Genomic DNA, 24,108 nt, shown 5'->3' with positions numbered 1-24,108 from the left:
TATTGTATCGTAGAAGTGTTTAAGTGGAGTTTAATTATATAATTTTTACCAAAAAAATATTTGTTCTTTAAATTTTATGATTTTTACAATGAAATTTAGTTATAATTATAGCTTATAAAAATTTATTAGGATTGATTTTGGAAATTCCTCATATCCCAGTTTTACTTAATGAAGTTCAAGAGATTTTTAAAAATCTTAAAACAGGTTATTTTTTAGACTGCACTTTAGGATTTGGCGGACATAGTGAAGCTTTGCTTAAAAATCATCCTGATCTTAAATTCATTGCTTGTGATCAAGATCAACAAGCTTTAGAATTTTCTAAAAAACGTCTTAAAGATTTTCATAATAGGATAACTTTTATACAAAGTAATTTTAGTGAAGTTTTAGAAAAAATTTCACACAAAGAAGAATTAAGAGGTATTTTAGCAGATATTGGAGTTTCTTCATTTCAACTTGATAATAACGAAAGAGGTTTTAGCGTAAATTCTGACTTTTTGGATATGAGAATGAATCAAAACTCCAAAATATCGGCTTATGAGATTATTAATACTTATACAAAAGAGCAATTAATTTCCATTTTTAAAGAATATGGAGAATTACACGATGCACATTTTATTGCTGAAAAAATTTGCTTAGAAAGAAGTAAAAATCCAATCAAAAGTGCCAAGGAACTTTATCAAATCATAGGAAAAGGCAAACAAAATCATAGAAAAATTTCCAAAGCTACTTTAACATTTCAAGCCATTAGAATAGAAGTAAATCAAGAACTTAAAGTGCTTAAAGATTTTCTTGGGCATTTAGAAAATTTAAAACCAAAAAATTGCATTTTAGCAATCATTAGTTTTCATTCTTTGGAAGATAGAATAGTAAAAAATTTTTTCAAAAAATGGTCAAAAAACTGCATTTGTGATGAAAAAATAATGCGTTGCGAATGTGGAAATAACCATAGCCTAGGGCAAATAATAACCAAAAAAGCTATAAGCGTAAGCAAGGAAGAACTTTTAAAAAATTCTCGCTCTAGTTGTGCTAAAATGCGGGCTTTTTATTTTAATAATTTGGATAATAAATAATGCTAGAAGATGATTTTATAAAAGAACGCCAAAACATACGCCAAAAAATGCTGAAATTTTCTCGTGCCATAAATCAAGGCAAACCGCTTGATGATGATTTAAGAGATGAAATTTCTAGCGATGATATTTTAAGACGTCGTTTTAAAAAAAAGACTCCTAATAAATTCTTAGAAGAACTCGATGAAGAGTATGAGTCAAAACATACTAAAAAATCAAATATATATTTAAAAGAAGATCTGATCAATGTTAAATTAGAAGAAAAGCAATCTCTTGCTAAAAAAATTTTTTCCAAAATGAAAGAAAGAAAAAAAGAAGAAAATAAAAAAACTAAAAAGATTTTTTCGTTTGGAAGAAAAAAAATAAACGAGATAAAAAATATTCAAACCAAACCAAAAATTCAAACAAAAAATGATCAAAATCCTATCCAAGATAAAAAAGAAAAAAAAGAATCCATAAAATCTATAGAAAAAATTCAAAAAACTGAGCCCAAGATACAAATTTCTCAAACTATAGAAAAACAACCCAATATTAAACAAAGTTTGGAAAATTTACAAAAAAAGATAACACCACAAGAAAATAAACAAGAACTTCCAAAACCACCTAATCAAGCTCAAGAAAAACAACAAAATGATGAAGATACTCAAAAAGCAAAAAATGTTTTACTAGAAGGCTTCTCTAATGCCACCAAAGAAGATAGAAACCTAAATTTCAATCATCTTCTTTTTGCGGCTTTGCTTGTTAGTTTTGCGTTATTTTTATTTGCTCCACAAATTTATATTAGAAATCAAATTTATTATCTTAGTAGAGAAATTGCTACATTAAGAACAGAAGAAAGCGTTTTAAACGAAGAAAATAAAGATTTAAAAAGAAGGCTTGAAAATATGCGATTCCAAAATCAAATTTTAGATTATTTAGAATGAATAATTTTATCTAAAACATACTGCTCTAAATTTGCTTTTGGAATTTCTTCTTTTAAGGCTTCCTTATAAATTTCACCTGCCATTATAGAGTATTTTTCATAAGTAAAATAAGGAAAATGCAAAGCCCAGGCTTTTTGTATTATTTTTTTTGAGATTATTTTGCGAGTATAAACTTTAAAAATATCATATCCTATAAATACACAAGCAGTAACCATAACAGCACTCACTATGCTTATATGAAAGTCAAGTTTTGTTAAAAAATAATGAGTAATTAAAAGCAATGGCAACAAAACCACAGCACAAAAAACACCATAATAAATATAAGAATTTAGAATTTTGAAATTAAAATTTAGCTTAGAGGGATCTACAAGCATACCGTCATTAAAAAGTGCATTTGCTTCTAATAAATCTTTTATAAGAACAGGTTGTTCTGATACTTTAAATAAAAAACGAAGGCTAAATTCTTTAAATTTTTTCATAATCCATGCTTTATTTTTTAATTAAAATTTTATCCAAAGAAAATTAATTCCAACTAAAAAATCATTTTCATAAATAAGCACAAGTCTTTAAATTTTTTAGATATAATTTAAAATGTCAAATTTTTAAAAATACTTTAGAAAGAAAGCCATGAATTACTATCAAGAACTTAAAAAATACCTCAACAATAATCTTTTTACAAGCTATTCTTTAGAAATTGACTTTCCTAACATTTACAATTTTAACGCAAATCAAAAAGCCTTTAAAGATATTTTAACTAAAATTACAAAAATTTACGACAAAAACAAATTTACAAAACAAAATGAACATCAATTTGAAGATGAATTTATATCAAAAGTATTAGAAATTTTAGGGTGGTACTTTGTAAGACAGGATGAAAAAATCATACAAGGAAAAGTAGAAAAACCCGATTTTCTACTTTTTAGCAATGACAAATTAAAATCAAAATACGAAAATTTAGACAAAGAAACAAAAAAATCAAGCAATGATTTCACAATCATTTTAGAGTCAAAAGCTTATAATATAGAAATAGACAATAAAAAAGTAAAAGACAACCCACACTTTCAAATTCTAAGATATCTAGGTAATCTTAAGAAAAATTATGGTTTTTTAACCAATGGTAGATTTTGGCGTTTTTATGACAATTCTATACTGAATTCAAACAAAGTTTTTTACGAAATCAATCTAGAAAAAATCATTGAAGATCAAAATATTGAAGCTTTTGCGTATTTTTATAGCGTATTTAGCGCTTTTAATTTCACAGAAAAAGAAGATCATTTAGAAATAACTCTACAAAACAATAAACTTTCAAAAATCAAAATAGAAGATGATTTAAAATCTATCATTTATGGAACCAATGGAAATGAATCTTTATTTGAATTCATAGGCTCTAGAATTTACAATAAAACAAAGGCGGATTTAAAACTAATCTATGAAAATTCTTTATATTTTATCTTTAGGCTTTTATTTATTGCTTATTTTGAAGATAAATTTGAAATTATACTAGAAAAACATAAGTATTTTAAAAGTAAAATCAGTCTTAGAACCTTACTTGAAAATTTACAAGAAGATGAAAGCTCAAGTGGTGGTTTTGGAGAACTTGAAAATATTTTCAACATTTACAACAAAGGCAAGGGAAATTTTGACATGCCTGTTTTTAATGGCGGTTTGTTTGATGAGAGCAAAACCGCTCTTTTAAGCACGCCAAAAATCTTTAACGATAAAGATTTAAAATTCATTTTAAACCAATTATTAAATTTTAAAGATAAAAATCTAAGCTTTAAAAGAGATTACAAAACTTTAAGTGTAGAACATTTAGGAACGATTTATGAAGGCTTGCTTTCTTATTTTTTTGAAATAGCAAATGAAGATATTTACTATGTAAGCTATAAAGAAAAATCAAAAGAAATAGAATGTTATTTTGATAATTATGATTTTAAAATTTTAGAAAAATCAAAAAAAGTAGAAAAATACACCTTTTACAAAAAAGGGCAAATTTACCTTAAAAATACTAGCAACTCAAGAAAAGCAAGCGCAAGCTTTTACACACCTCAATCCATAGCTAATTTTTTAATCCAAAGTGCTTTAAAAGACAAACTAAACAATGAAAATATTTTGAAATTTAAAATACTAGACAATGCTTGCGGTAGTGGACATTTTTTAGTTGGAGTTTTAAATGCTATTACACACATTGTTTTATCAGATTTTGATCATTTTACAAATTTAAAAGAACTTTACGAAGAAGAAAAAGAAAATATTTTAAACTATATAAAAGATTTTGTGCAAGACTATGAAGTAGATGAGAGTGATATTTTAAAACGACTTTTACTAAAACGCATTATTTATGGGGTGGATTTAAACCCTTTTAGCATAGAGCTTACTAAACTTAGCCTTTGGATAGATAGTTTTATCTTTGGAACCCCACTTTCTTTTATAGAACACCACATAAAGTGCGGCAATGCCTTGATAAATTCTAATCTAAGTGATTTTAAAGATTTGATAAAACAAAACTCAAGCAACCTTTTTACAAATTCCATAACACAAGAATTTGAAATTTTACAAGAAGTATTTGAAAAACTTGATAATCTAAAAGATACCAACGAAGAACAAATCAAACAATCTAAACAAATCTATCAAAATGAAATCACACCAAAACTTGATAAACTAAATTTATATCTAAATTATATCAACACGCTTCATTTTGTCAACAAAGAAGAATTACAAATTCTAAAAGCCCTAAGTCAAGATGATATACAAAATTTAAGCCAAAATGAACAAGCAAAAAACATCATTAGCAAATATCAAAAAGAATTTAATTTCTTTAACTATGAGTTAGAATTTCCTGAAATCATAGAAAATCAAGTCTTTAAAGGCTTTGATATCATCATAGGTAATCCACCTTGGGATAAAACTAAATTTAGTGATGATGATTTCTTTCCACAATATAAAAGCGATTATAGAAGCTTAATCGCTAGCAAGAAAAAAGAAATTCAAGCAAATTTGCTGGCTAAAGATTATATAAAGCAAAATTACGAAAAACAAAAAGCATATATAAATGATTTAAGCGAGTATTATAAAAAAGCCTATCCTTTAAACAAAGGCAGTGGAGATGGAAATTTATTTCGTCTTTTTGTAGAAAAAAATCTTTCTCTTTTAAAACAAGATGGAAATTTAGCTTATGTTTTACCTAGTGCTTTGATGTTTGAAGATGGAAGCTTAACTTTAAGAAAAGAAATTTTAGAAAATAAAACTTTAGAATATTTTTATAGTTTTGAAAATAGACAAGCTATATTTGCTGATGTGGATTCAAGGTATAAATTTGCTCTTATGCAAGTAAAAAACACACAAGCAAATCACACTCATCAAATCAAAACGATGTTTTATAAAACAGATATAAACTCACTAAAAAACAAAGATGAAATTTTAACTCTAAATTTAGAAGATATCAAAAAGCTAAGCCCAACTCACCTAGCCTTAATGGAGTTAAAAGACAAACAGGCTTTAGAAATTCTAAGAAAATGCTACAATGCTTTTCAAAACTTATCTTTTGATTATATAGATTTTAGAAGAGAACTTGATATGACAAATGATAAAGATTTGTTTATAGAAGAGTTTAGGGAAGGACTTTTACCCTTATATGAAGGTAAAATAATACATCAATTTGATGCAAATTTTAGCCAAACTACTTATTTTTTAGAAAAGTCTAAATTTGATGAGCGTTTAAAAAGCAAAGAACTTTCAAGAGCTAAAAAAGCTACACAAAAAGAATTAAATCCTAAATTGATAAAATACGATAGAGAATTTTTTAGACTTGGATATAGAGCTGTTGCAAGTGACACTAACGAAAGAACTTTGATAGCTTCTTTATTGCCAAAAAATTGTGGGTGTGGAAATAGTATTTATTCTAATATTCCAAAACTATATATTTTAAAAGATGATGAAATTTGCATGGATATAGCGCCTTATGAAAAGATTTTATTTGTTTTGGCTTTGTTAAATTCTTTAGTGGTTGATTTTATCATAAGAAATATGGTGCAAATCAATGTAAATAAAACTTACCTAGAAAGAATTCCTCTGCCTCAACCAAGTGATGAAGAAATTCAAAACAATGAAATTTATAAAACCCTCGCTAAAAATGCTTTGCTATTACAGCTTTATAATGATCAAAATCATCATTTTGATGAGCTAAAACAAGAATTTAATATAAAAAATGAAGAAATTCCAAAAACTAAAAAGGCTTATAATATCTTAAGAGCAAAAAATGATTTATTAGTTAAAGAACTTTATGATTTAAGTGATGATGAATTTTCTTACATGATAAGCACTTTTAAAGTTTTAAATGAAAAGCAAAGTGAATATATAACCTTGCTAAAAACTATATAAATGAAAGATTTATATAGTTTTTAAAATTTAATTTTTACCGATAAGTTCTTCTGTGATTCTAGCGATTTCTAATTCTTCATCTGTAGGAATAACAAGCACCTTAACTTTAGAATTTGCATGATTTATCATTCTTTCGCCCGAAATCCTTTGTTTGTTAAGTTCAAAATCTAACTCGATACCAAGATGAGCTAATCTCTCACATACTTTTTGTCGAACCAAACTATCATTTTCTCCTATGCCACCTGTAAAAATAATAGCATCGGTTTTTGGCAACACAGCAAAGTAGGATCCTATATATTTAACAAGACGATAACAAAACATATCAAGAGCCAAGCGTGCTTTATCATTACCTTGTTCTATCTCTCTTTCTATATCTCTAAAATCATTATAACCGCAAATTCCATATACTCCACTTTTTTTATTCATCAGTGTATCTATTTCTTCTATAGTTAAACCCTTAAGATGACTAATAAAAGGTAAAATAGCAGGATCTAAATCTCCACAACGCGTTCCCATAATAAGTCCTTCAAGCGGAGTAAATCCCATAGAAGTATCTACACTCTTACCTTTTTCTATGGCACATACACTTGCACCATTTCCAAGATGAGCGGAGATAACATTTAGTTCACTTTTATCTTTTTCAAGCAAACTTGCCGCTCTAGAACTGACAAAAGCATGAGAAGTCCCATGAAAACCATATCTTCTAATATTATGCTTATCATAAAAATCATAAGGCAAAGCATACATATAAGCAAAATCAGGCATAGTGCGATGAAAAGCTGTATCGAAAATAGCCACATTTGCAACACTAGGTGCAGCTTTAATCATTGTTTTTATACCTGCTAAATGGGCAGGATTATGCAAAGGAGCAAAAATACTAACCCTATCTATCTCTTTAAGAACATAGTCATCTACTAAACAATGCTCACTTAAATTTCTTCCCCCGTGAACTATACGATGACCACAGCCATCAAGAGCATTTAAATCTGCTAAAATTCCTGATTCTTTAAAAAGCTCGTTGACTATACTAAGTCCTTCTTCGTGATTATTTATCGTTAATTCTCTTTCAAAACTTTCATTATTTAAAACATTTTTTAATATAACTTTTGAATTTTGCTCTCCGATTTTCTCTACTAAGCCACTCGCTTTAACGACTTTATTATCAAAAAATTTAAATTTAATCGATGAAGAACCCGAATTTAAAACTAAAATTTTCATTTATTATTCCTTTCTATTGAGCTTGTATAGCACTTAAAATAACAGTATCTACAATATCATCTACCAAACATCCACGACTTAAATCATTAACAGGTTTTTTAAGACCTTGCAAAATAGGACCGATTGCTAAAGCATTAGCAGTTCTTTGAACTGCTTTGTAACAAATATTTGCTGCATTAAGATCAGGAAAAATATATACATTTGCATGGCCTGCTATCTTAGAATTTGGCATTTTCTTTGCTGCAGTCTTTGGATCATAAGCGCAATCAAACTGCATAGGACCATCTATATTTAACTCAGGGTATTTTTCTTTAGCAATCTTTAATGCTTCTTTTACAAGATCTACGCTTTCTCCCTTACCGCTATCACCACTAGAATAAGAAAGCAAAGCTATTCTTGGTTCAAGTCCAAAAGATTTAGCAGTCATAGCACTTACATAAGCACTAGTTGCAAGCTGTTCAGCAGTTGGACTTGGGTTTACAGCACAATCAGCAAAAGCTAAAACTTGATCTTCAAGCCCCATAAAGAAAATTCCCGAAACAGAACTAATACCTTCTTTGGTTTTAATAAGCTGCAATGCAGGGCGAATCGTTTCAGCCGTAGTAGTTGATGCTCCACTAACCATAGCATCAGCTTTTCCAGTATGTATAAGCAAAGTTCCAAAATAAGTTTTATCCTGAACTAGCATCTTAGCCTCTTCTAAACTCATTCCTTTAGATTTTCTTGCCTCGTAAAGAATGGAAGTAAATTCTTGATTATATTCTGAATTGAGCGGATTCATAATTTGTATAGTACTTAAATCAAGACTTAATCTAGCAGCATCTTGTTTGATTTTTTCCTCATCACCCAATAAAATAAGATCAACAACTTTACTTTTTAATAAAATTTCAGCAGCTTTTAAAATTCTCTCATCATTACTTTCTGGCAAAACAACAGTTTTTTTATTTTTTACGCTTTGTTTAATCAACTCATATTTAAAACGATGCGGAGTTATAAAATCATACTCTTCAAGCTTTTGCACTTCTTCAAAATTAAAATTTTCATTAATCAAAACATAATTACGACCATCTAGGGCATGATCGAAATATTTTTGAGCTATAAGTTTATCTTCATCGTTAATAATAGCAGCGATAGGGGTATTAAGATTTTTAGCCAATTTTATACTAAGATCAAATCCATCAAGTATTCCAAATTCGCAAAAGCTATTTACAAGCACAAAATCGTATTTGCGTTTTAACTCTTCGTATTCTTCTAAAATAACATTAAAAAAATTATGAGGATCTTTGCTAAATTCCTCCATTGCCTCTCTAAAGGTAAAACCATAAGCGCTTTTTACAGTTTGATTGATATTAAATTCTTCCAACCAACCTTGCAAAACAGGGACGCGATGTATGTATATTACAGGGCAATAAATTGCGATATTTTTGTAAATTTTGCTATAATTTTTAAGCAAATTTGTACTAATAATAGTATTTAACTCATCACTTCTAGATCTCATCAAATAAAGATTTGCCATCATTTTCTCCTTGAATTTATAAATGTGGAACACTCTTTGCTTTTTCTAATTTTAACAAAGAAAAATAAAAATTCATATTTTAAAGGACGAAAATGAAAAAAGTTTTATTTTATGTGTTACCGTTTGCATTTTTTGGTTGTTCTGCAACGGTTGATCCGCAAATTTCAATGAAACCACCTGCTTATGTAGAAGAACTTGCACCAAAACAAAGTAATAATATAGAAAGTGCACCAGGATCGCTTTTTGGCAAAGGGGATAATCCTTTATTTTCAGATAAAAAAGCTATGAATGTAAATGATTTAGTTACAGTTGTTATACAAGAAAGTACCACTCAAAGCACACAAGCCAATAAAGCAACAAGTAGAACTAATACCTCAAATTTAGGCGGAGGTGCTTTAACAGGAAGTTCAGGAGTGGTAGCTAATGCTCTTAATAAAGTCAATGCTTATTCTAATATAGGCTTTCAAACCAATAGTTCAAACAACTACACAGGAACAGGTTCGCAAAGCAGAAATGAAAGTTTCAATACTACAATTTCAACGCGTGTAATTAAAATTTTATCAAATGGTAATTATTTTATCGAAGGCTCAAGAGAGCTTTTAATCAACGGAGAGAAACAAATCATACAATTAAGCGGTGTTATTCGTCCTTATGACATCGGTCAAGACAATACTATAGATAGTAAATATATAGCAGATGCTAAAATTCTTTATAAAACAGAAGGTGAAGTGGATAGAAGCACAAGAAAACCTTGGGGTAGCAAAGTTATAGAAGCGATATGGCCATTCTAAAAGCAAGGTTAAACCTTGCTTCTTGGCTTTTATTCTTTTACAGTCCTACTTTTAACCTCATCTTCAACTTCAGCTAAAAATCTATCTACAAGTTCACTTTCTTTTAATTTAGCTACAACTTCACCATGTCTTATGACAAGTCCTTGATTTTTCCCAAAGGCTATAGCCACATCAGCCCCCTTAGCCTCACCTAAAGCATTTACCACACAACCCATGACACTGATATTTAAAGGTTCTTTTATATGCTTGGTTTTTTCTTCTACGATTTTAATTGCACTTAACAAATCACTTTGAATCCTGCCGCAAGTTGGACATGAAATGATATTTACTCCGCTTTTTTGCACTCCACTATCTTGCAAAATCGCTCTTGCTACACGAATTTCTTCTTCAAGCTCGCCCGTCATAGAAACACGCATGGTATCGCCTATACCTTTAAGAAGCAAATTTCCTAAAGCTATAGAACTTTTTACAGTGCTATGAAATTTAGTTCCCGCTTCAGTTACCCCTAAGTGAAAAGGATAATCACAAAGCGGTCTTAATCTCTCATAAGCTTCTATAGTTTTTTGAGCATCTGAAGTCTTCATGGAAATTTTAATATCAAAAAAGTCTAAATCCTCTAAAAGCTTGATATTATACATCGCACTTTCTAGCATAGCATCAACACCATAGCCAAATTTATCGCTAAATTGTTTTTCTATGGAGCCGTGATTTACACCGATGCGTATAGGGATACCCCGTTCCTTACATGCTTTTACCACTTCTTTGATATTTTCTTTAGAGCCTATATTGCCAGGATTTATACGCACTCCATCGATAAATTCAGCACAATATACAGCCAAATTATGATTAAAATGAATATCTACGATTAAAGGCAAAGGACTTTTAGCTTTAATTTCTTTTAAAGCCCTTGCATCAGCCATATCCAAGCATGCCAAACGCACTATATTTGCTCCTGCAAAATAAAGACGATTAATTTGTTCTAAAGAACCTTCTATATCTCTTGTTTTAGTAAAAAGCATAGATTGAACTGAAATGGGTGCATCACCGCCTATTAAAACATCTCCTACTTTGATTTGTCTGGTTTTAAATCTTTTATACTCCATAACTTCACTCTTTGAAAAATTTTAATATCAAATTTTAACTTTTTATTGCTTTGTTTTTTATAATTTCATATGAAATCAATTGGATCAATATCCGCACTTACATTTTTAAATTGCAAAATATAATTTTCAATTGCCACTAAAGCTTTGTGATTTTCACTTCTAAGCAATAAATAAAAACGATATTTTCCATGCAGCATTTCAACTCCACAAATTCCATAGCCCACCAATTCTACCTGTTTGATATTTTTAAATTGAAAGGCAAATTTTTCACAAAGTTTTTGTGCATTTTTTTGATCTTTATCTTCTATAAGAACTCTTAAAAGGCGTTTAAATGGAGGGTAAAGATCTTTTCTATTTTCTAACTCATCTTTTAAAAAAGCATCATAATCTTCTATATACCTTTCAAAAAAAGCTCTATTTTTTGTTTGTAAAAGCACTCTTGCTTCACCTTTACGCCCTGCCCTACCAGCAACTTGCATAGCTAAAGCTAAAGTTTCTTCACTCGCTCTAAAACTAGGACGAAACAAATACTCATCAAGCCCTAAAATCACACTCAAATCCACACTATGATAATCATGCCCTTTAGCAAGCATAGAGGTGCCAATAAGTATATCGATCTTATTTTCATTAAAGTCTTTTAAAATAGTATTAAGCCTTTTAACGCTTGTGATTTCATCGCTATCAAATTTTACTATTTTTGCTAAAGGCAAAGCATTTTGCAAAAGCTCTAAAAGTTCAGCAGTCCCCATTTTTCTAGCTTCTAACATTTCTCCTTTACAACTTGGACAATTTTGCTCTATCAAAGAAGTATAATTACAATAATGACATTTTAAAACATTTTTCTTTTTATGCATACTCATAGCGATAGAACAAAAAGGACATTTTATCGTTTCCCCACAATCCTTGCAAATGATTTGTCTAAAATTAGCCCTTGTAGGTAAAAACACTATAGCTTGTTTTTGATGTTTTAAACTTTTTTCTAATTCGCTTAAAAGCATAGGTGTTATACCAAGCTCATTTTCATCATATAAAAAATGTTTTTTACTGTCAAAAAAAGTTCCTTTTAGTCTAAAACTTTTTTGTTTATAAAAGCTCGTTAAAGATGGAGTTGCAGAACCTAAAACCACTTTAATATTATTTTTTTGACCCAAAAAAAGTGCTAAATCTCTTGCATTGATAAAAGGCTGATTAGAAGCCTTATAAGAATTATCGTGTTCTTCATCTACTACAATAAGTCCTAAATTTCTAAAAGGCAAAAACAAAGCCGATCTTGCACCCGCTACTAAAAGCACTTCTCCCTTGCAAAAACGCTCTAAATATTCTTGCTTTTTTTTCTTTGAAATTTTAGAATGCCACAGGAAAAAATTATCCTTAAAATACACTTCCAAACGCTTTTGCATTTGTGGAGTGAGTGCGATTTCTGGCATCAAAAGTAAAGCTTGTTTACCCTGTTCTAAACACTCTTTTATCAAAGAAATATAAATTTCAGTCTTGCCACTACCTGTATCAGCAAAAAGCAAGGAATTATTTTCTTTTTGAAGAAAACTTAAGGCATTTTGTTGTTGATTGCTTAGCTTAGGGGTATCTTTAAAAAACATTTTGTGACATTTATACTTAGGACTAGTTTCAAAAAAACCCAAAACAAAACCAAGTTTTGAAGCATAATAATAAACAATAAAATTTACCAATTCAAACTGCAAAGGAGTTAGAAAATACCCTGTAATTTCTTTAATTTCTACGGTTTTAAAATCAGGTTTTTGACATTCTTTAAGCACGATAGCTTTAAGGTTTTTTTTAGTTTTTAAATCCACTAATACTTGTGTTAAAGGTTTGATTTCATCAAAACTATGAAAAGTTAAATTATCCAAATACAAACCACAAATTGCAAGCTCATAATATCTTATATCAGATCTTTGCATCTAGAACTTCCTATACACTTTAACAAACCTTCTTTAGAATCATAAATAAATTCAACCATCTCTTTGGCATTTAATGCAAATCTATAGTGATTTTTACCTATTTTTATCCAAGATTTAAAATCAGAATAAATAGGTGTATCAAGCAAAGAATAATCACAATCATTTAAACAATAAAAGAGTTTTTCTTTGGCTTGATTGTTTTGTGCATTATCTAAAATTTCTGGAAAATTTAAATTTTTAAGTCTCATTTGACTACGCATTAAAGCAAGAGCTGAGCTTAGCATTTCATAGTCCATTTTTAATTTTAAAATTTTAACCTCATCTTTTGTAGTATTGATAAAAGATAAAGATAAGCTTGATAAAATTCCCAAAATCAAAATCACAAAAACAAGCTCAAGCAAAGTAAAAGCTTTATTCATTTTGTCGGGAGTTCTTCATTGATTGCTTTTATTAGTTTCTTAAGTTCTCTTTCTAAAATATAATTTTCATAACTTTTTTTAACAAACGCATCTACAAAGCGTTTAAGTTCTATTTTTTTAGTACCGCCAGAAATTAAAGCGATATCATCTTCTAAAAAATTTGCAAATTCTTCACTGCACTTAACAATGAAATCTTTTGCATTGACATTAACAATAACTTGTTTTAGATTATCTGCCAAGAACAGCCTCTATTTTCTTATAAATATCTTCGCTTTCTATATTGCGAGATTTAAGTTCTTCTTCTAAACGCATGATTTGATTACTTTTTGCTTCATTTTGTGCTTTCACACTTACAAGCTCATTTCTTAAAGCCTCATTGGCTTCGCAAACTTCGTTATACTTTTCAATTAATTCATTTACTTTATCTGTCATAGTATTGATTATTTTTTCATCAAACATATTTTTGCCTTCTTAAGAAATTTGTAATTTATGGAAAATATTATTTGATATTGTAGCAGAAAAAAATTTAAATTTAGGTTTTTATTGTCAATTAATTTTTAATTAAAGCATTTTCTTTTAAAATTTTTTCAAAAATAAAAATAAAGTAGAAAAATGTTAGAACTTACCAGCGAATTTAAACTCAGTCCCGATCAACAAGAAGCCATAAAAGGTATAGTAAAAAGTATAAAAAAAGGCAACAAATATCAAACCTTACTAGGCGTTACAGGAAGTGGAAAAACCTTTACCATGGCAAATGTCATTAAAGAACTTAATATACCTACCCTTATCATGAGTCACAACAAAAGCCTTTGTGCACAACTTTATAGCGAATTTAAAGGCTTTTTTTCTAAAAATCATGTGGAATATTTTATATCTTATTATGATTATTATCAACCTGAAGCCTATATCCCACGCACTGATGTTTTCATAGAAAAAGACAGCTCCACTAATGAAGACTTAGAGCGTTTAAGACTGAGTGCCACTGCTTCTCTTTTAAGTTATGAAGATGTGGTTTGTATAGCTAGTGTTTCAGCAAATTATGGACTTGGCAATCCAAATGAATACATAGGCATGGTTTTAATCTTTGAACTAGGTATGCAAATTTCACAAAAAGAACTTTTAAAAAAACTTGTAGATATGGGTTATAAAAGAAATGATAATTTTTTTGATCGTACAGATTTTAGAGTTCAAGGAGATATTATAGACATTTATCCAGCTTATTATGAAGATGAAGTAGTAAGACTTGAATTTTTTGGCGATGAACTTGATGCTATGTATCATTACAATGTTTTAGAAAATAAAAAAGGCAAAGATTTAAAACGCTTCATACTCTATCCTACAAGCCAGTTTAGCGTGGGCGAAACAAGACTAAAACAAGCGATAAAAGATATCAAAGCAGAACTTAACGAACGCCTTGCTTATTTTGAACATGAAAATAAACTCGTAGAATATCAACGCCTTAAACAAAGAGTTGAATTTGATCTTGAGATGCTTACAAGCACAGGAATGTGTAAAGGAGTTGAAAACTATGCAAGGCATTTAACAGGACTTAAAGAAGGTGATACTCCTTATACACTTTTTGATTATTTTGCGATTAAAGATAGGAAATTTCTTGTTATAGTCGATGAAAGCCATGTATCTTTACCACAATTTAGAGGTATGTTTGCAGGAGATAGAAGCAGAAAACAAACCTTGGTGGATTATGGTTTTCGTTTGCCTTCAGCCTTGGATAACCGTCCTTTAATGTTTGATGAATTTATCCATAAAAATTGTCAATTTCTTTTTGTTTCAGCTACACCTGCACCTTTAGAACTTGAACTTAGCAAAGAAAACATCTTTCATCAAATCATGCGTCCTACAGGACTGCTTGATCCTTTAATAGAATTAAAAGATAGTGATAATCAGGTTGAAATTTTATTTGATGAGGCTAAAAAAGTCATACAAAGAAACGAACGGGTTTTAGTAACCGTGCTAACTAAAAAACTCGCTGAAGAACTTACAAGGTATTATTTAGAGCTTGGTATAAAAGTCAAATACATGCACTCAGACATCGATGCTATAGAACGCAATGAAATCATAAGAGGTTTAAGAAGCGGTGCTTTTGATATGCTAATTGGCATTAACTTACTTAGAGAAGGACTTGATTTGCCTGAAGTTTCACTCATTGCCATTATGGATGCAGATAAGGAAGGCTTTTTAAGAAGCACTACAAGTTTAATCCAAACCATGGGAAGAGCAGCTAGAAATGTCAATGGTAAGGTTTTGCTTTTTTGCAAAAAAATCACAAAATCCATGCAAGAAGCTATGGATACCACCAATGAACGCCGCAAACTTCAAATGGCTTATAATAAAAAATACAATATTACCCCAACTTCAGTCAAACGCCATATTGAAGAGAGCTTGAAAAATGAAGAGGATTTAGGCGAAATTTATCGCAAAGGTAAAAAACTAGAAAAAATGCCTGCTAACGAAAGAGCAAAAATTGTCAAAGAATTAAGAAAGCAAATGCTTGAAGCAGCTAAAGCACTTGAGTTTGAAAAAGCTGCTGCTATTAGAGATGAGATTAATAAATTAAGGGATTTATAATAAAAATATATCCCTTGTTCTAACTCCTGCCTCATTAAGTAAAGCACTTAAAATTTCATACTGAAAGTCTTGCAAGGGACGTTTTTCTTTTAAAACTATACCTATGACCCCTTTAGTTTTTTCCCCATCTTCTATAGGTAAATACATAGCATTAGCATTAGGCAAGGTATTTGTACAAACACCTGCTCTTTCTTTATTTGTTGCAACCCATTGAGCAATAGCAATCTCATCAGCACTAAAACAATTTTTTAACATTTGCTTATCATCGTTAAAAAACAACAAAGGTTTCGATAAAATATTGTTTTTATTTATAGGATAAATAATAATAGGTAAATTTAATAATTTTAAAGCTTGATTTCCAAGTTGTTCCCAAAGCTCTTGTTTGCTTTTCACTCTTGCTAACTTTTCACTATTTTCAAGCAAAATAGCCGTTCTATAAGCTCTTTCAGTGAGTTCTTTAGATTGCAATTTTAATCTTCTAGTAAAAACAGCTGTTAAAAATCCAACTATAAACATAGTTGTAAAAGTAATAATATTTCCACTATCATGAACTTTAAGACTAAAAATAGGTTCTAAAAAGAAAAAATTATAAATCAAAACACTTACCAAAGAAGAATAAAAGGCGAAAATTTTATTATCAGAAATAAAAGAAGAAGCAAAAACTGCTAAAATAAAAATCATAACTATATTACTTGGCTGAGTATTAAATTTATGAAATACAAAAGCTATAAAAGTTGCTAAAAGCAAAACTCCTGTGATTTTTAAAAAACCTAAAAAATCAAAACCTTTTTTACTTCGTATTTTAGGAGTAGAAATTTGATTTTCATTAACAAGATATAAATCAATATTGGGTGCTTTTTTAGCAACAGCTTCAAAAATCTCTTCTTTAAACTTTTTTTTATCTTTATTTTTACCTAAAACAATTTTAGAAACATTGCTAAGGCTTGAATACTCTGCAATTTGTCTTGCTATATCATCATCATATACGCTAATGATTTCAGCATCAAAACTTTTAGCTAGTTCTATATTTTCTTCTAAGGCTTTTTCTTCTTTAATATTGGGATTTTTTATATAAAGCGCACTCAATTTAGCATGAAAAGCTAAAGCAAGTCTTGCAGCTGCACGAATAACCTTTGCATTTGAAGCATTAATACAAACTAAAATATGCTCTCCAGTATGATAAGCTAAATCATCATTAATAAGCCTTTGTTCACTTGCTCTTAAATTCACTCTTGAAGCAAGTCTTCTTAAGGCAATCTCACGCAAAGCTATAAGTCTTTCTTGACGAAAGAAATTTTCAAGTGCTAGTTTAGCTTGTTTTTCCTTATAAATTTTACCATCTTGCATTCTTTTTAAAAGCTTATTAGGTTCAATATCAACAAGTTCTACCTGATCAGCCTCATCAAAAATACGATCAGGAATACGCTCTTTAACTTCTATCTTACTGATATTAGCGACTAAATCATTTAAACTTTCTAAATGTTGTATATTTAAAGTAGTATAAACATCAATCCCTGCTTTTAGAAGTTCTTCTATATCTTGAAAACGCTTTTCATTACGCAACCCTTTAGCATTAGTGTGTGCAAGCTCATCTACTAAAACCAAAGCAGGTTTTCTCTTAAGGGTAGCGTCTAAATCAAATTCTTTTAATACTATATTTTTATAAGGAATTTCAAGATTAGCTATACTTTCAAAACCTTGTGTTAAAGCCATTGTTTCAGGTCTATCGTGAGGCTCTATATAGCCTAAAACAACATCAACTCCATTATCCCTTAAAGTTCTAGCTTCACTTAACATAGCATAAGTTTTTCCAGAACCTGCAGCATAACCTAAGAAGATTTTTAATTTTGCAAGTTTGTTTTTTTCTTCTTCCTTGGCTTTAACCTCAAGTTTTTTAAGAATTTGTTCAGGACTTTGTCTTTGCATGTTTATTCTTTTTTCATGGCTTTAGCAATAGCTATATTAACAGCTAAAACATTAACCTTTTCTTCCCCAAAAATCCCTAAAAATTTAGACTCGGTATTTTCTTGAATGATTTTTTCTAGTTCTTCTTTGGTAATTTTTGAAGATTGACTTATCCTAGGAATTTGCACTAGGGCTGCTTGAAGACTGATATGAGGATCAAGTCCTGATCCTGAAGCGCTTAACAAATCCAAAGGAATTTGTTCTTTTGTAATTTGCGGATTTTCATCTAAAAATTTTTGCAAATCTTTTTGCACACGCTCTTTTAAAGCAGGATTTGACATAGCATAATTAAATCCACCTGAACTTACACTGCTTTCATTTGTATCACTTGTATTGTAATTTGATACAGATACTCTTGAATGTAGAAAATAAGGCTTATTAAAATCTTGACCCAAAAGCTTTGAACCTACCGCTTTGCTTATATCCAAAGTCGGACGACCTTCTTTATCCACTAAACTTCCACTTGATTGATAAGGAAAAATAAATTTTGCAACTGTATTTAAAGCAAAAGGATAAACAAAAGTACACAATATTAGCATTACCACAAAAAAACTAAGCAAAGTTCTAAGCATATCACACTCCTAAAATTCTAAGTATCCAAGCTGTAGGAATATCAATTATTTTTATCCCTATAAAAGGTGCGATCATACCGCCTAAACCATAAATACTCAAATTTCTTAAAAGCAAATGCTCGCTTTTCATAGGCTTAAATTTAACTCCACGCATAGCAATAGGTATGAGCAAAGGTATAATAATAGCATTAAAAATAAGTGCTGATAAAATAGCGCTTTGCGGGGTAGCCAAATGCATAATATTTAAAATTTGTATTTGAGGTAAAACCACACTAAACATAGCAGGTAAAATAGCAAAATACTTAGCAATATCATTTGCCATACTAAAAGTTGTAAGACTACCCCTAGTAATAAGCAAACCTTTTCCTATTTCAACCACTTCTAAAATTTTAGTAGGATTAGAATCAAGATCTATCATATTGGCTGCTTCTTTGGCTGCTTGAGTTCCTGAGTTCATAGCTATACCTACATCAGCTTGTGCAAGAGCTGGAGCATCATTGGTTCCATCTCCTGTCATGGCTACTATCTTACCTTGGGCTTGTTCTTTTTTAATGGCTTCTATTTTATCTTCAGGCTTGCATTCTGCTATAAATCCATCAAGCCCTGCTTCTTTGGCTATAGTAGCTGCTGTTAAAGGATTATCTCCGGTACACATTAAAGTTTTTATGCCCATTTTTCTAAGCTCATCAAAGCGCTCTTTAAGCCCTGGTTTTACAGTATCCTTTAGATAAATTACTCCTAAAATTTTTTCATTTTTACACACTACCAAAGGAGTGCCACCGAGATTTGAAATTTCCATTACCTTAGTTTCTAAATCGCTAGGAATTTTTCCATTCATTTCGCTTATATAAGCTCTTATAGCATCAAAAGCACCTTTGCGAATTTTTGTATTATCTTGCAAATCCACACCACTCATTCTATTTTGAGCGCTAAATTCGATAAATTCTTTAATATCATTACCTTCTAATTCATAACCCATTTTTTGAGCCAATGTAACTATGCTTTTACCTTCTGGAGTTTCATCTTTTAAAGAGGATAAAACACAAGCTTTAATCATTTCTTCTTTACTTATACCTTGGACTTCATAAAATTCATTTGCCAAACGGTTTCCAAAAGTAATCGTTCCTGTTTTATCTAAAATCATGGTATCAACATCACCACAACTTTCAACAGCCTTGCCTGAAAGTGCGATCACATTAAAACGCGTTACCCTGTCCATACCTGCTATTCCTATAGCCGATAAAAGCCCCCCTATAGTTGTAGGAATAAGACATACAAGCAATGCTACTAACCACGAAATAGGCAAACTCACACCTAAAAATTGCATAAAAGGATATAAACTTACAACCACTACTAAAAAACTCAAACTAAGCACAATTAAAAGAGTATTAAGAGCAATTTCATTTGGAGTTTTTTGACGCGCAGCACCTTCTACAAGATTGATCATTTTATCTAAAAAACTTTCCCCAGCTCCAACTAAAATTTTAATCTTTAAAAAATCAGTTAAAACCGTAGTCCCGCCCGTAACAGAAGAAAAATCACCGCCCGCTTCACGCATAACAGGAGCACTTTCACCTGTAATAGCTGATTCATCAACACTTGCAGCACCTTCTATAACTTCTCCATCATTAGGTATAAGTTCACCTGCTTTAACTAAAACTATATCACCTATTTTTAACTCGCTAGAATTAAGCATTTCTTCACTGCCATCACTTTTTATGCGTCTAGCTTTAGAATCCTTTTTACTTTGTCTTAAGGTAGCTGCTTGGGCTTTACCCCTTCCTTCTGCAATACTTTCTGCAAAATTTGCAAAAAGCAAGGTTACAAATAAAATAAAAGTGATTAAGATGTTATAAATTCTTTCATCGGAATTTCCATTAAACAAAGTAGGAAAAATACTTAAAATCAAAGTAAGAATCAATCCAACTTCCACCATAAACATAACAGGATTTTTTATCATAAAGCGTGGATCAAATTTTAAAAATGCTCCTTTTATGGCATTATTTAAAATTTCTTTTGTAATGAGTTTATTTTGTTTTTTAGACATTGACTCTCCTTAATACCATAAAGATAAATATTCTGCAACGCTTGATAAAGTAAGCACTGGAAAAAAAGTAAGTGCAGTAAAAATATATATAATACAAACAAGCACAAACATAAAAGTTAAATTATCCGTTTTTAAAGAATTTGCAGTATTTTCTTGTGTATTTTTAGCCAAAAGCGATCCAGCTATAGCAAGCTGAGCTATTAAAACCAAATAACGCCCACAAAACATAGCAAAAGCTGTACTTAAATTCCAAAATAAATTATCATCTTTTAAACCTTCAAGTCCTGAACCATTATTTGCTACCGAAGAACTAAATTCATACAAAATTTGAGCCAAGCCATGAAAGCTAGGATTGCTTATACTATCTTTTGCAAAAACAACAGCTAATGCACTTAAAACAAGGATTAATAAAGGATGGATAAGAATTACCAAAGCTATAAGCTTCATTTGTGCGCTTTCTATTTTTTTACCCAAGAATTCTGGAGTTCTGCCTATCATTAATGCACAAATAAACACGGTTAAAAGCACATAAATAATCATATTCATAAGCCCTACTCCTTCGCCACCAAAAGCTACATTTAACATCATATTTAACAAAGTAGCACTGATGCTTAAAGGATTTAAACTATCGTGCATATTATTGACGCTTCCTGTAGTAAAAGCAGTAGTTACAGCACTAAATAAACTCGAACCATCTGTGCCAAATCTTATTTCTTTACCTTCTAAATTTCCCAAATTTGCATTTAAACCCAAAGAATCCAAATTTGGATTTGACATTTTTTCGCTAAAATAAATTAAAAGCAAAGAAATGATAAAAATAATCCCCATTGCACCAAAAATAACTCCCCCTTCTTTTCCCATAAGAGCAAAACCTTGTCTTTCTTTTCTATGATAAACCATCAATCCAAAAGCTACAACACAGGCGCTAGGAATAAGCATCATGGATAAAATTTGCAAAAAATTTGTAAGTGAAGTAGGATTTTCAAAAGGCATGCTTGAATTAGCACCAAAAAAACCACCCCCATTTGTCCCTAAATGTTTTATAGACTCAAGAGCTGCAACAGGACCTGTGGCAATACTTTGAAATTTATTTTCTAAAGTAAGCACGCTAAAATTTGCGTGATAGTTTTGCACTACGCCTTCAGAGATAAAAATTACAGCCAAAATAAAACTTAAAGGCAACATCAAACGCGTAATAATACGCGTAAAATCTTCATAAAAATTTCCCATTTGCATGCCACATAAAGCACGACAAAAAGCCATACAAGCAGAATATCCACTTGCACTTGAAACAAACATAGCAAGTAAAATGCCTGTATTTTGCGAAAGCAAACTTAAAGCACTCTCTCCACTATAATGCTGAAGGTTTGTATTTGTAATAAAACTAATTACAGTATTTAAATTCAAATCCCCTTTCATAGAATTTATCGAATTGGGATTTAAAAAAAGTTTATCTTGCAAATAAAAAATCACGAAAGAAAAAATAGCCACTAAGGCATTAAAAGCAATTAAATGCAAAGAATATTTTTGCCAAGTCATATTTTTTCTATCAATCGCACAAATTTTATAAATTAAGTTATCAATTGGATTAAAAATAAAATCAAAAATAGTTTTTTTACAGCTTGCAATTTTATAAAGATAATTTCCAAAAATTAAAGCTAATATAAAAGCTATAATCAGTGTTATTAAAATTTCTAGCATATTTTTCCTTTAAAATTTTTCAGGATATAATAGAGCATAAAATAAATAAAGAGCAAGTATTAAGCTTAAAACTAGTAAAAATATCATCCGCGTGTCCTAGTTTGAATTTCACAAAAACGGATAAAAAACCATAAACTACCAAAAGCTAAAAGCAGAAGCAAAGCAAAGATAACATCCATAGGATAGCCCTTTCTCATTGATTCAAAATAGGATTTATTCTATCCTTGTTAAGCTTATATTTTGATTAATACTAATTTTATGATTTATTTATAATTTTTATCTATATTAAATAAAAAGATAAATGAAGAATTTAGCAGGAAAAATCCTGCTAAAAATTGTTAAAGATAACCCGCTGCCATAGCAATAAAATATCCTGCTATACAAGAAGTGATTACACCTATAAGACCTGGCAAAATAAAACTATGATTGATAACAAATTTACCAATGTGAGTAGTACCTGATCTATCAAATTGTATAGTAGCTAAATCGCTTGGATAAGTTGGTAAAATATAATACCCATAACAAGCAGCCGCAAAGGCAACAATTACACCAGGTTCAACACCAATTCCTAAAGCCAAAGGAACAAAAGCCGAAATAGCTGCTGCTTGGGAGTTTACAAATTTTGAAATTAAAAGAAGCATTGCAGCATAAGTCCAAGGATGCTCTTTTACTATATCTCCAAGCGCTGCTTTCATCATAGGAGTGTGAACTGCAAACATAGTATCAGCCATCCAAGAAATTCCAAAAACCGCAACAAGTGCTATCATACCTGATTTAAAAATTTCATTAGAGCCGATTTTCTTTGCATCTGTTTTAGTAAAGATGATAATCAAAGAACCTGCTAAAAGCATAAACATCTGAATAACTGAAACCATGGATAAAACATCCATTTTAGGGTTGCCTAAAGCATCTACTTGAGGAATGCCATTTTTTACAACTTGTCCCCAGTTTGGGCGCAAGAAATCAAATACACCTAATAAAGCTACTAAAGCAATAGCTCCTAAGAAAATCCACATTGCAACCCAATTGCTTTTTGGAAGTTTAACGCCTAAAAGTGTTTTAGAATCCCCGTAAACATATTTTTTAAATTCAGGATCTTTAAGTTTTTCTTGAAATACTTCATCTTTATCCAAATCTTTTCCTCTAAACCAAGAAAAAATTCCTATACACAATACACCAAATAATGTACTAGGTATGGTAATTTGAAGAAGATTGATATAACCATCAAAACCTACTAATTTATGATTAGCATTTAAAAGCAAAGCAGTCAAACTCACAACAGCCACAGATACAGGAGATGCAATAATACCCATTTGTGATGATATAGAAGCTGCCGCCATTGGACGCTCAGGACGAATACCGTTTTTAATCGCTATATCATAAATAATAGGCATAATAGTATAAACCACATGTCCTGTTCCACAAAGTATAGTCAAAAAGCAGGTTACAAAAGGCGCTAATATTGTTAAAAACTTAGGATTGCGTCTTAAAATTCTTTCTGCTATTTGAAGCATAACATCTAAACCACCACTTGCTTGCAAAGTTGCACTCGCAACCACTACCGCTAAAATTGTAAGCATAACATCTATGGCTGGTTTTCCAGGCTTTATATGAAAAGCAAATACAAGCATTAAAATACCTATACCACCAAGTAAACCAAGCGCTATGCCGCCTTTTTTTGCACCGTAAAAAAGACAAATTAAAACGATAATGATTTGGACTGCAAATTGCCCTCCCTCGCTAAGGCTTGTTAAAAAGTCCATTTTAACTCCTTTGAAAATTAATATTTAAAAACAGTTATTATTGTATCACATTTTTAAACTAAAGAATAATATTTCCAAAAATAAAAAATAATAATTTTTTAAATTATTTAAATTAAATTTAAATATAAAAGAAAAGTG

General features: G+C 30.1%; 18 protein-coding genes and 1 pseudogene. 5 read left to right on the top strand and 14 right to left on the bottom strand.

Annotation, left to right across the window (positions count from 1 at the left end; all coding sequences use genetic code 11):
• Window positions 1-131 precede the first annotated feature (131 nt).
• The gene (rsmH, locus tag ELQ07_RS04870) at window positions 132-1,070 is read left to right on the top strand and encodes a 16S rRNA (cytosine(1402)-N(4))-methyltransferase RsmH (protein ID WP_134224816.1); all 939 of its coding nucleotides are present in this window, start codon (window positions 132-134) and stop codon (window positions 1,068-1,070) included.
• A complete protein-coding gene (locus ELQ07_RS04865; RefSeq protein WP_134224815.1) occupies window positions 1,070-1,990 on the top strand; it encodes a hypothetical protein in 921 nt (306 codons plus the stop codon). The genes rsmH and ELQ07_RS04865 overlap by 1 nt, the downstream gene beginning before the upstream one ends.
• On the opposite strand, the gene ELQ07_RS04860 is transcribed toward ELQ07_RS04865, so the two are convergent.
• Window positions 1,978-2,469, bottom strand: a complete 492-nt coding sequence (locus ELQ07_RS04860; RefSeq protein ID WP_134224814.1) for a hypothetical protein — start codon at window positions 2,467-2,469, stop codon at window positions 1,978-1,980. The genes ELQ07_RS04865 and ELQ07_RS04860 overlap by 13 nt on opposite strands.
• 148 nt (window positions 2,470-2,617) lie before the next feature.
• On the opposite strand from ELQ07_RS04860, the gene ELQ07_RS04855 reads away from it, so the two are divergent.
• A complete protein-coding gene (locus tag ELQ07_RS04855) occupies window positions 2,618-6,370 on the top strand; it encodes a class I SAM-dependent DNA methyltransferase (protein WP_134224813.1) in 3,753 nt (1,250 codons plus the stop codon).
• 27 nt (window positions 6,371-6,397) lie between these two features.
• On the opposite strand, the gene ELQ07_RS04850 is transcribed toward ELQ07_RS04855, so the two are convergent.
• Together ELQ07_RS04850 and pta are read right to left on the bottom strand one after the other, a co-directional pair.
• Entirely contained in the window at window positions 6,398-7,588 is a 1,191-nt protein-coding gene (locus ELQ07_RS04850; protein WP_134224812.1) for an acetate kinase, read from the bottom strand.
• Between the two features lie 13 nt (window positions 7,589-7,601).
• Window positions 7,602-9,107 (bottom strand): phosphate acetyltransferase, encoded by a 1,506-nt coding sequence (pta, locus tag ELQ07_RS04845; protein ID WP_072238616.1) that lies wholly within the window; start codon window positions 9,105-9,107, stop codon window positions 7,602-7,604.
• 89 nt (window positions 9,108-9,196) lie between these two features.
• Here pta and flgH point away from each other — a divergent pair, with 89 nt between their 5' ends.
• Window positions 9,197-9,895, top strand: a complete 699-nt coding sequence (gene flgH / locus ELQ07_RS04840; RefSeq protein WP_002854917.1) for a flagellar basal body L-ring protein FlgH — start codon at window positions 9,197-9,199, stop codon at window positions 9,893-9,895.
• A 29-nt stretch (window positions 9,896-9,924) separates the two neighbouring features.
• Here the strand turns inward: flgH and ispG are convergent, their stop codons facing one another.
• The 5 genes from ispG to ELQ07_RS04815 all read right to left on the bottom strand — a co-directional run bounded on the left by ispG (window position 9,925) and on the right by ELQ07_RS04815 (window position 13,795).
• Window positions 9,925-10,998, bottom strand: coding sequence for a flavodoxin-dependent (E)-4-hydroxy-3-methylbut-2-enyl-diphosphate synthase (gene ispG / locus ELQ07_RS04835; RefSeq protein WP_134224811.1), 1,074 nt, complete (start codon window positions 10,996-10,998; stop codon window positions 9,925-9,927).
• Between the two features lie 65 nt (window positions 10,999-11,063).
• A complete protein-coding gene (locus tag ELQ07_RS04830; protein WP_134224810.1) occupies window positions 11,064-12,917 on the bottom strand; it encodes a primosomal protein N' in 1,854 nt (617 codons plus the stop codon).
• Window positions 12,899-13,336: a prepilin-type N-terminal cleavage/methylation domain-containing protein gene (locus ELQ07_RS04825; RefSeq protein WP_002852324.1), complete on the bottom strand. Its 438-nt coding sequence runs from the start codon at window positions 13,334-13,336 to the stop codon at window positions 12,899-12,901. Before ELQ07_RS04825 ends, ELQ07_RS04830 begins: the two co-directional genes overlap by 19 nt.
• Window positions 13,333-13,575, bottom strand: a complete 243-nt coding sequence (locus ELQ07_RS04820) for a hypothetical protein (RefSeq protein WP_002854947.1) — start codon at window positions 13,573-13,575, stop codon at window positions 13,333-13,335. Before ELQ07_RS04820 ends, ELQ07_RS04825 begins: the two co-directional genes overlap by 4 nt.
• The gene (locus tag ELQ07_RS04815) at window positions 13,565-13,795 is read right to left on the bottom strand and encodes a hypothetical protein (protein ID WP_002852327.1); all 231 of its coding nucleotides are present in this window, start codon (window positions 13,793-13,795) and stop codon (window positions 13,565-13,567) included. The genes ELQ07_RS04820 and ELQ07_RS04815 overlap by 11 nt, the downstream gene beginning before the upstream one ends.
• A 153-nt stretch (window positions 13,796-13,948) precedes the next feature.
• Between ELQ07_RS04815 and uvrB the strand changes: the two genes are divergently transcribed.
• Window positions 13,949-15,922, top strand: a complete 1,974-nt coding sequence (gene uvrB, locus ELQ07_RS04810; protein WP_134224809.1) for an excinuclease ABC subunit UvrB — start codon at window positions 13,949-13,951, stop codon at window positions 15,920-15,922.
• On the opposite strand, the gene ELQ07_RS04805 is transcribed toward uvrB, so the two are convergent.
• From ELQ07_RS04805 to ELQ07_RS04780, 6 genes and pseudogenes are all read right to left on the bottom strand, one after another.
• Window positions 15,917-17,848, bottom strand: coding sequence for a sensor histidine kinase KdpD (locus tag ELQ07_RS04805; protein ID WP_070316955.1), 1,932 nt, complete (start codon window positions 17,846-17,848; stop codon window positions 15,917-15,919). The two genes, uvrB and ELQ07_RS04805, sit on opposite strands and share 6 nt — an antisense overlap.
• Window positions 17,849-17,850: 2 nt before the next feature.
• Entirely contained in the window at window positions 17,851-18,459 is a 609-nt protein-coding gene (kdpC, locus tag ELQ07_RS04800; protein WP_070316954.1) for a potassium-transporting ATPase subunit KdpC, read from the bottom strand.
• A 1-nt stretch (window position 18,460) separates the two neighbouring features.
• Window positions 18,461-20,506: a potassium-transporting ATPase subunit KdpB gene (kdpB, locus tag ELQ07_RS04795; protein WP_134224808.1), complete on the bottom strand. Its 2,046-nt coding sequence runs from the start codon at window positions 20,504-20,506 to the stop codon at window positions 18,461-18,463.
• A 9-nt stretch (window positions 20,507-20,515) separates the two neighbouring features.
• A complete protein-coding gene (gene kdpA / locus ELQ07_RS04790; RefSeq protein WP_134224807.1) occupies window positions 20,516-22,207 on the bottom strand; it encodes a potassium-transporting ATPase subunit KdpA in 1,692 nt (563 codons plus the stop codon).
• 9 nt (window positions 22,208-22,216) lie between these two features.
• Window positions 22,217-22,404: pseudogene (gene kdpF, locus ELQ07_RS04785) on the bottom strand (K(+)-transporting ATPase subunit F).
• Between the two features lie 141 nt (window positions 22,405-22,545).
• Window positions 22,546-23,970 (bottom strand): anaerobic C4-dicarboxylate transporter, encoded by a 1,425-nt coding sequence (locus ELQ07_RS04780; protein WP_070316951.1) that lies wholly within the window; start codon window positions 23,968-23,970, stop codon window positions 22,546-22,548.
• Window positions 23,971-24,108 lie beyond the last annotated feature (138 nt).

This window comes from Campylobacter sp. US55 (genome assembly GCF_004378955.1).
Lineage (GTDB): Bacteria > Campylobacterota > Campylobacteria > Campylobacterales > Campylobacteraceae > Campylobacter_D > Campylobacter_D jejuni.
Note: the sequence above shows the minus strand (reverse complement) of the source record. Positions and strands in the feature narration are given on the sequence as shown.

Coding starts and splice junctions, on each gene's coding strand:
- ELQ07_RS04865 (WP_134224815.1), top strand. CDS start 1,070: ATGCTAGAAGATGATTTTATAAAAGAACGCCAAAACATACGCCAAAAA.
- ELQ07_RS04860 (WP_134224814.1), bottom strand. CDS start 2,469: ATGAAAAAATTTAAAGAATTTAGCCTTCGTTTTTTATTTAAAGTATCA.
- ELQ07_RS04855 (WP_134224813.1), top strand. CDS start 2,618: ATGAATTACTATCAAGAACTTAAAAAATACCTCAACAATAATCTTTTT.
- ELQ07_RS04850 (WP_134224812.1), bottom strand. CDS start 7,588: ATGAAAATTTTAGTTTTAAATTCGGGTTCTTCATCGATTAAATTTAAA.
- pta (WP_072238616.1), bottom strand. CDS start 9,107: ATGATGGCAAATCTTTATTTGATGAGATCTAGAAGTGATGAGTTAAAT.
- flgH (WP_002854917.1), top strand. CDS start 9,197: ATGAAAAAAGTTTTATTTTATGTGTTACCGTTTGCATTTTTTGGTTGT.
- ispG (WP_134224811.1), bottom strand. CDS start 10,998: ATGGAGTATAAAAGATTTAAAACCAGACAAATCAAAGTAGGAGATGTT.
- ELQ07_RS04830 (WP_134224810.1), bottom strand. CDS start 12,917: ATGCAAAGATCTGATATAAGATATTATGAGCTTGCAATTTGTGGTTTG.
- ELQ07_RS04825 (WP_002852324.1), bottom strand. CDS start 13,336: ATGAATAAAGCTTTTACTTTGCTTGAGCTTGTTTTTGTGATTTTGATT.
- ELQ07_RS04815 (WP_002852327.1), bottom strand. CDS start 13,795: ATGTTTGATGAAAAAATAATCAATACTATGACAGATAAAGTAAATGAA.
- uvrB (WP_134224809.1), top strand. CDS start 13,949: ATGTTAGAACTTACCAGCGAATTTAAACTCAGTCCCGATCAACAAGAA.
- ELQ07_RS04805 (WP_070316955.1), bottom strand. CDS start 17,848: ATGCAAAGACAAAGTCCTGAACAAATTCTTAAAAAACTTGAGGTTAAA.
- kdpC (WP_070316954.1), bottom strand. CDS start 18,459: ATGCTTAGAACTTTGCTTAGTTTTTTTGTGGTAATGCTAATATTGTGT.
- kdpB (WP_134224808.1), bottom strand. CDS start 20,506: ATGTCTAAAAAACAAAATAAACTCATTACAAAAGAAATTTTAAATAAT.
- kdpA (WP_134224807.1), bottom strand. CDS start 22,207: ATGCTAGAAATTTTAATAACACTGATTATAGCTTTTATATTAGCTTTA.
- ELQ07_RS04780 (WP_070316951.1), bottom strand. CDS start 23,970: ATGGACTTTTTAACAAGCCTTAGCGAGGGAGGGCAATTTGCAGTCCAA.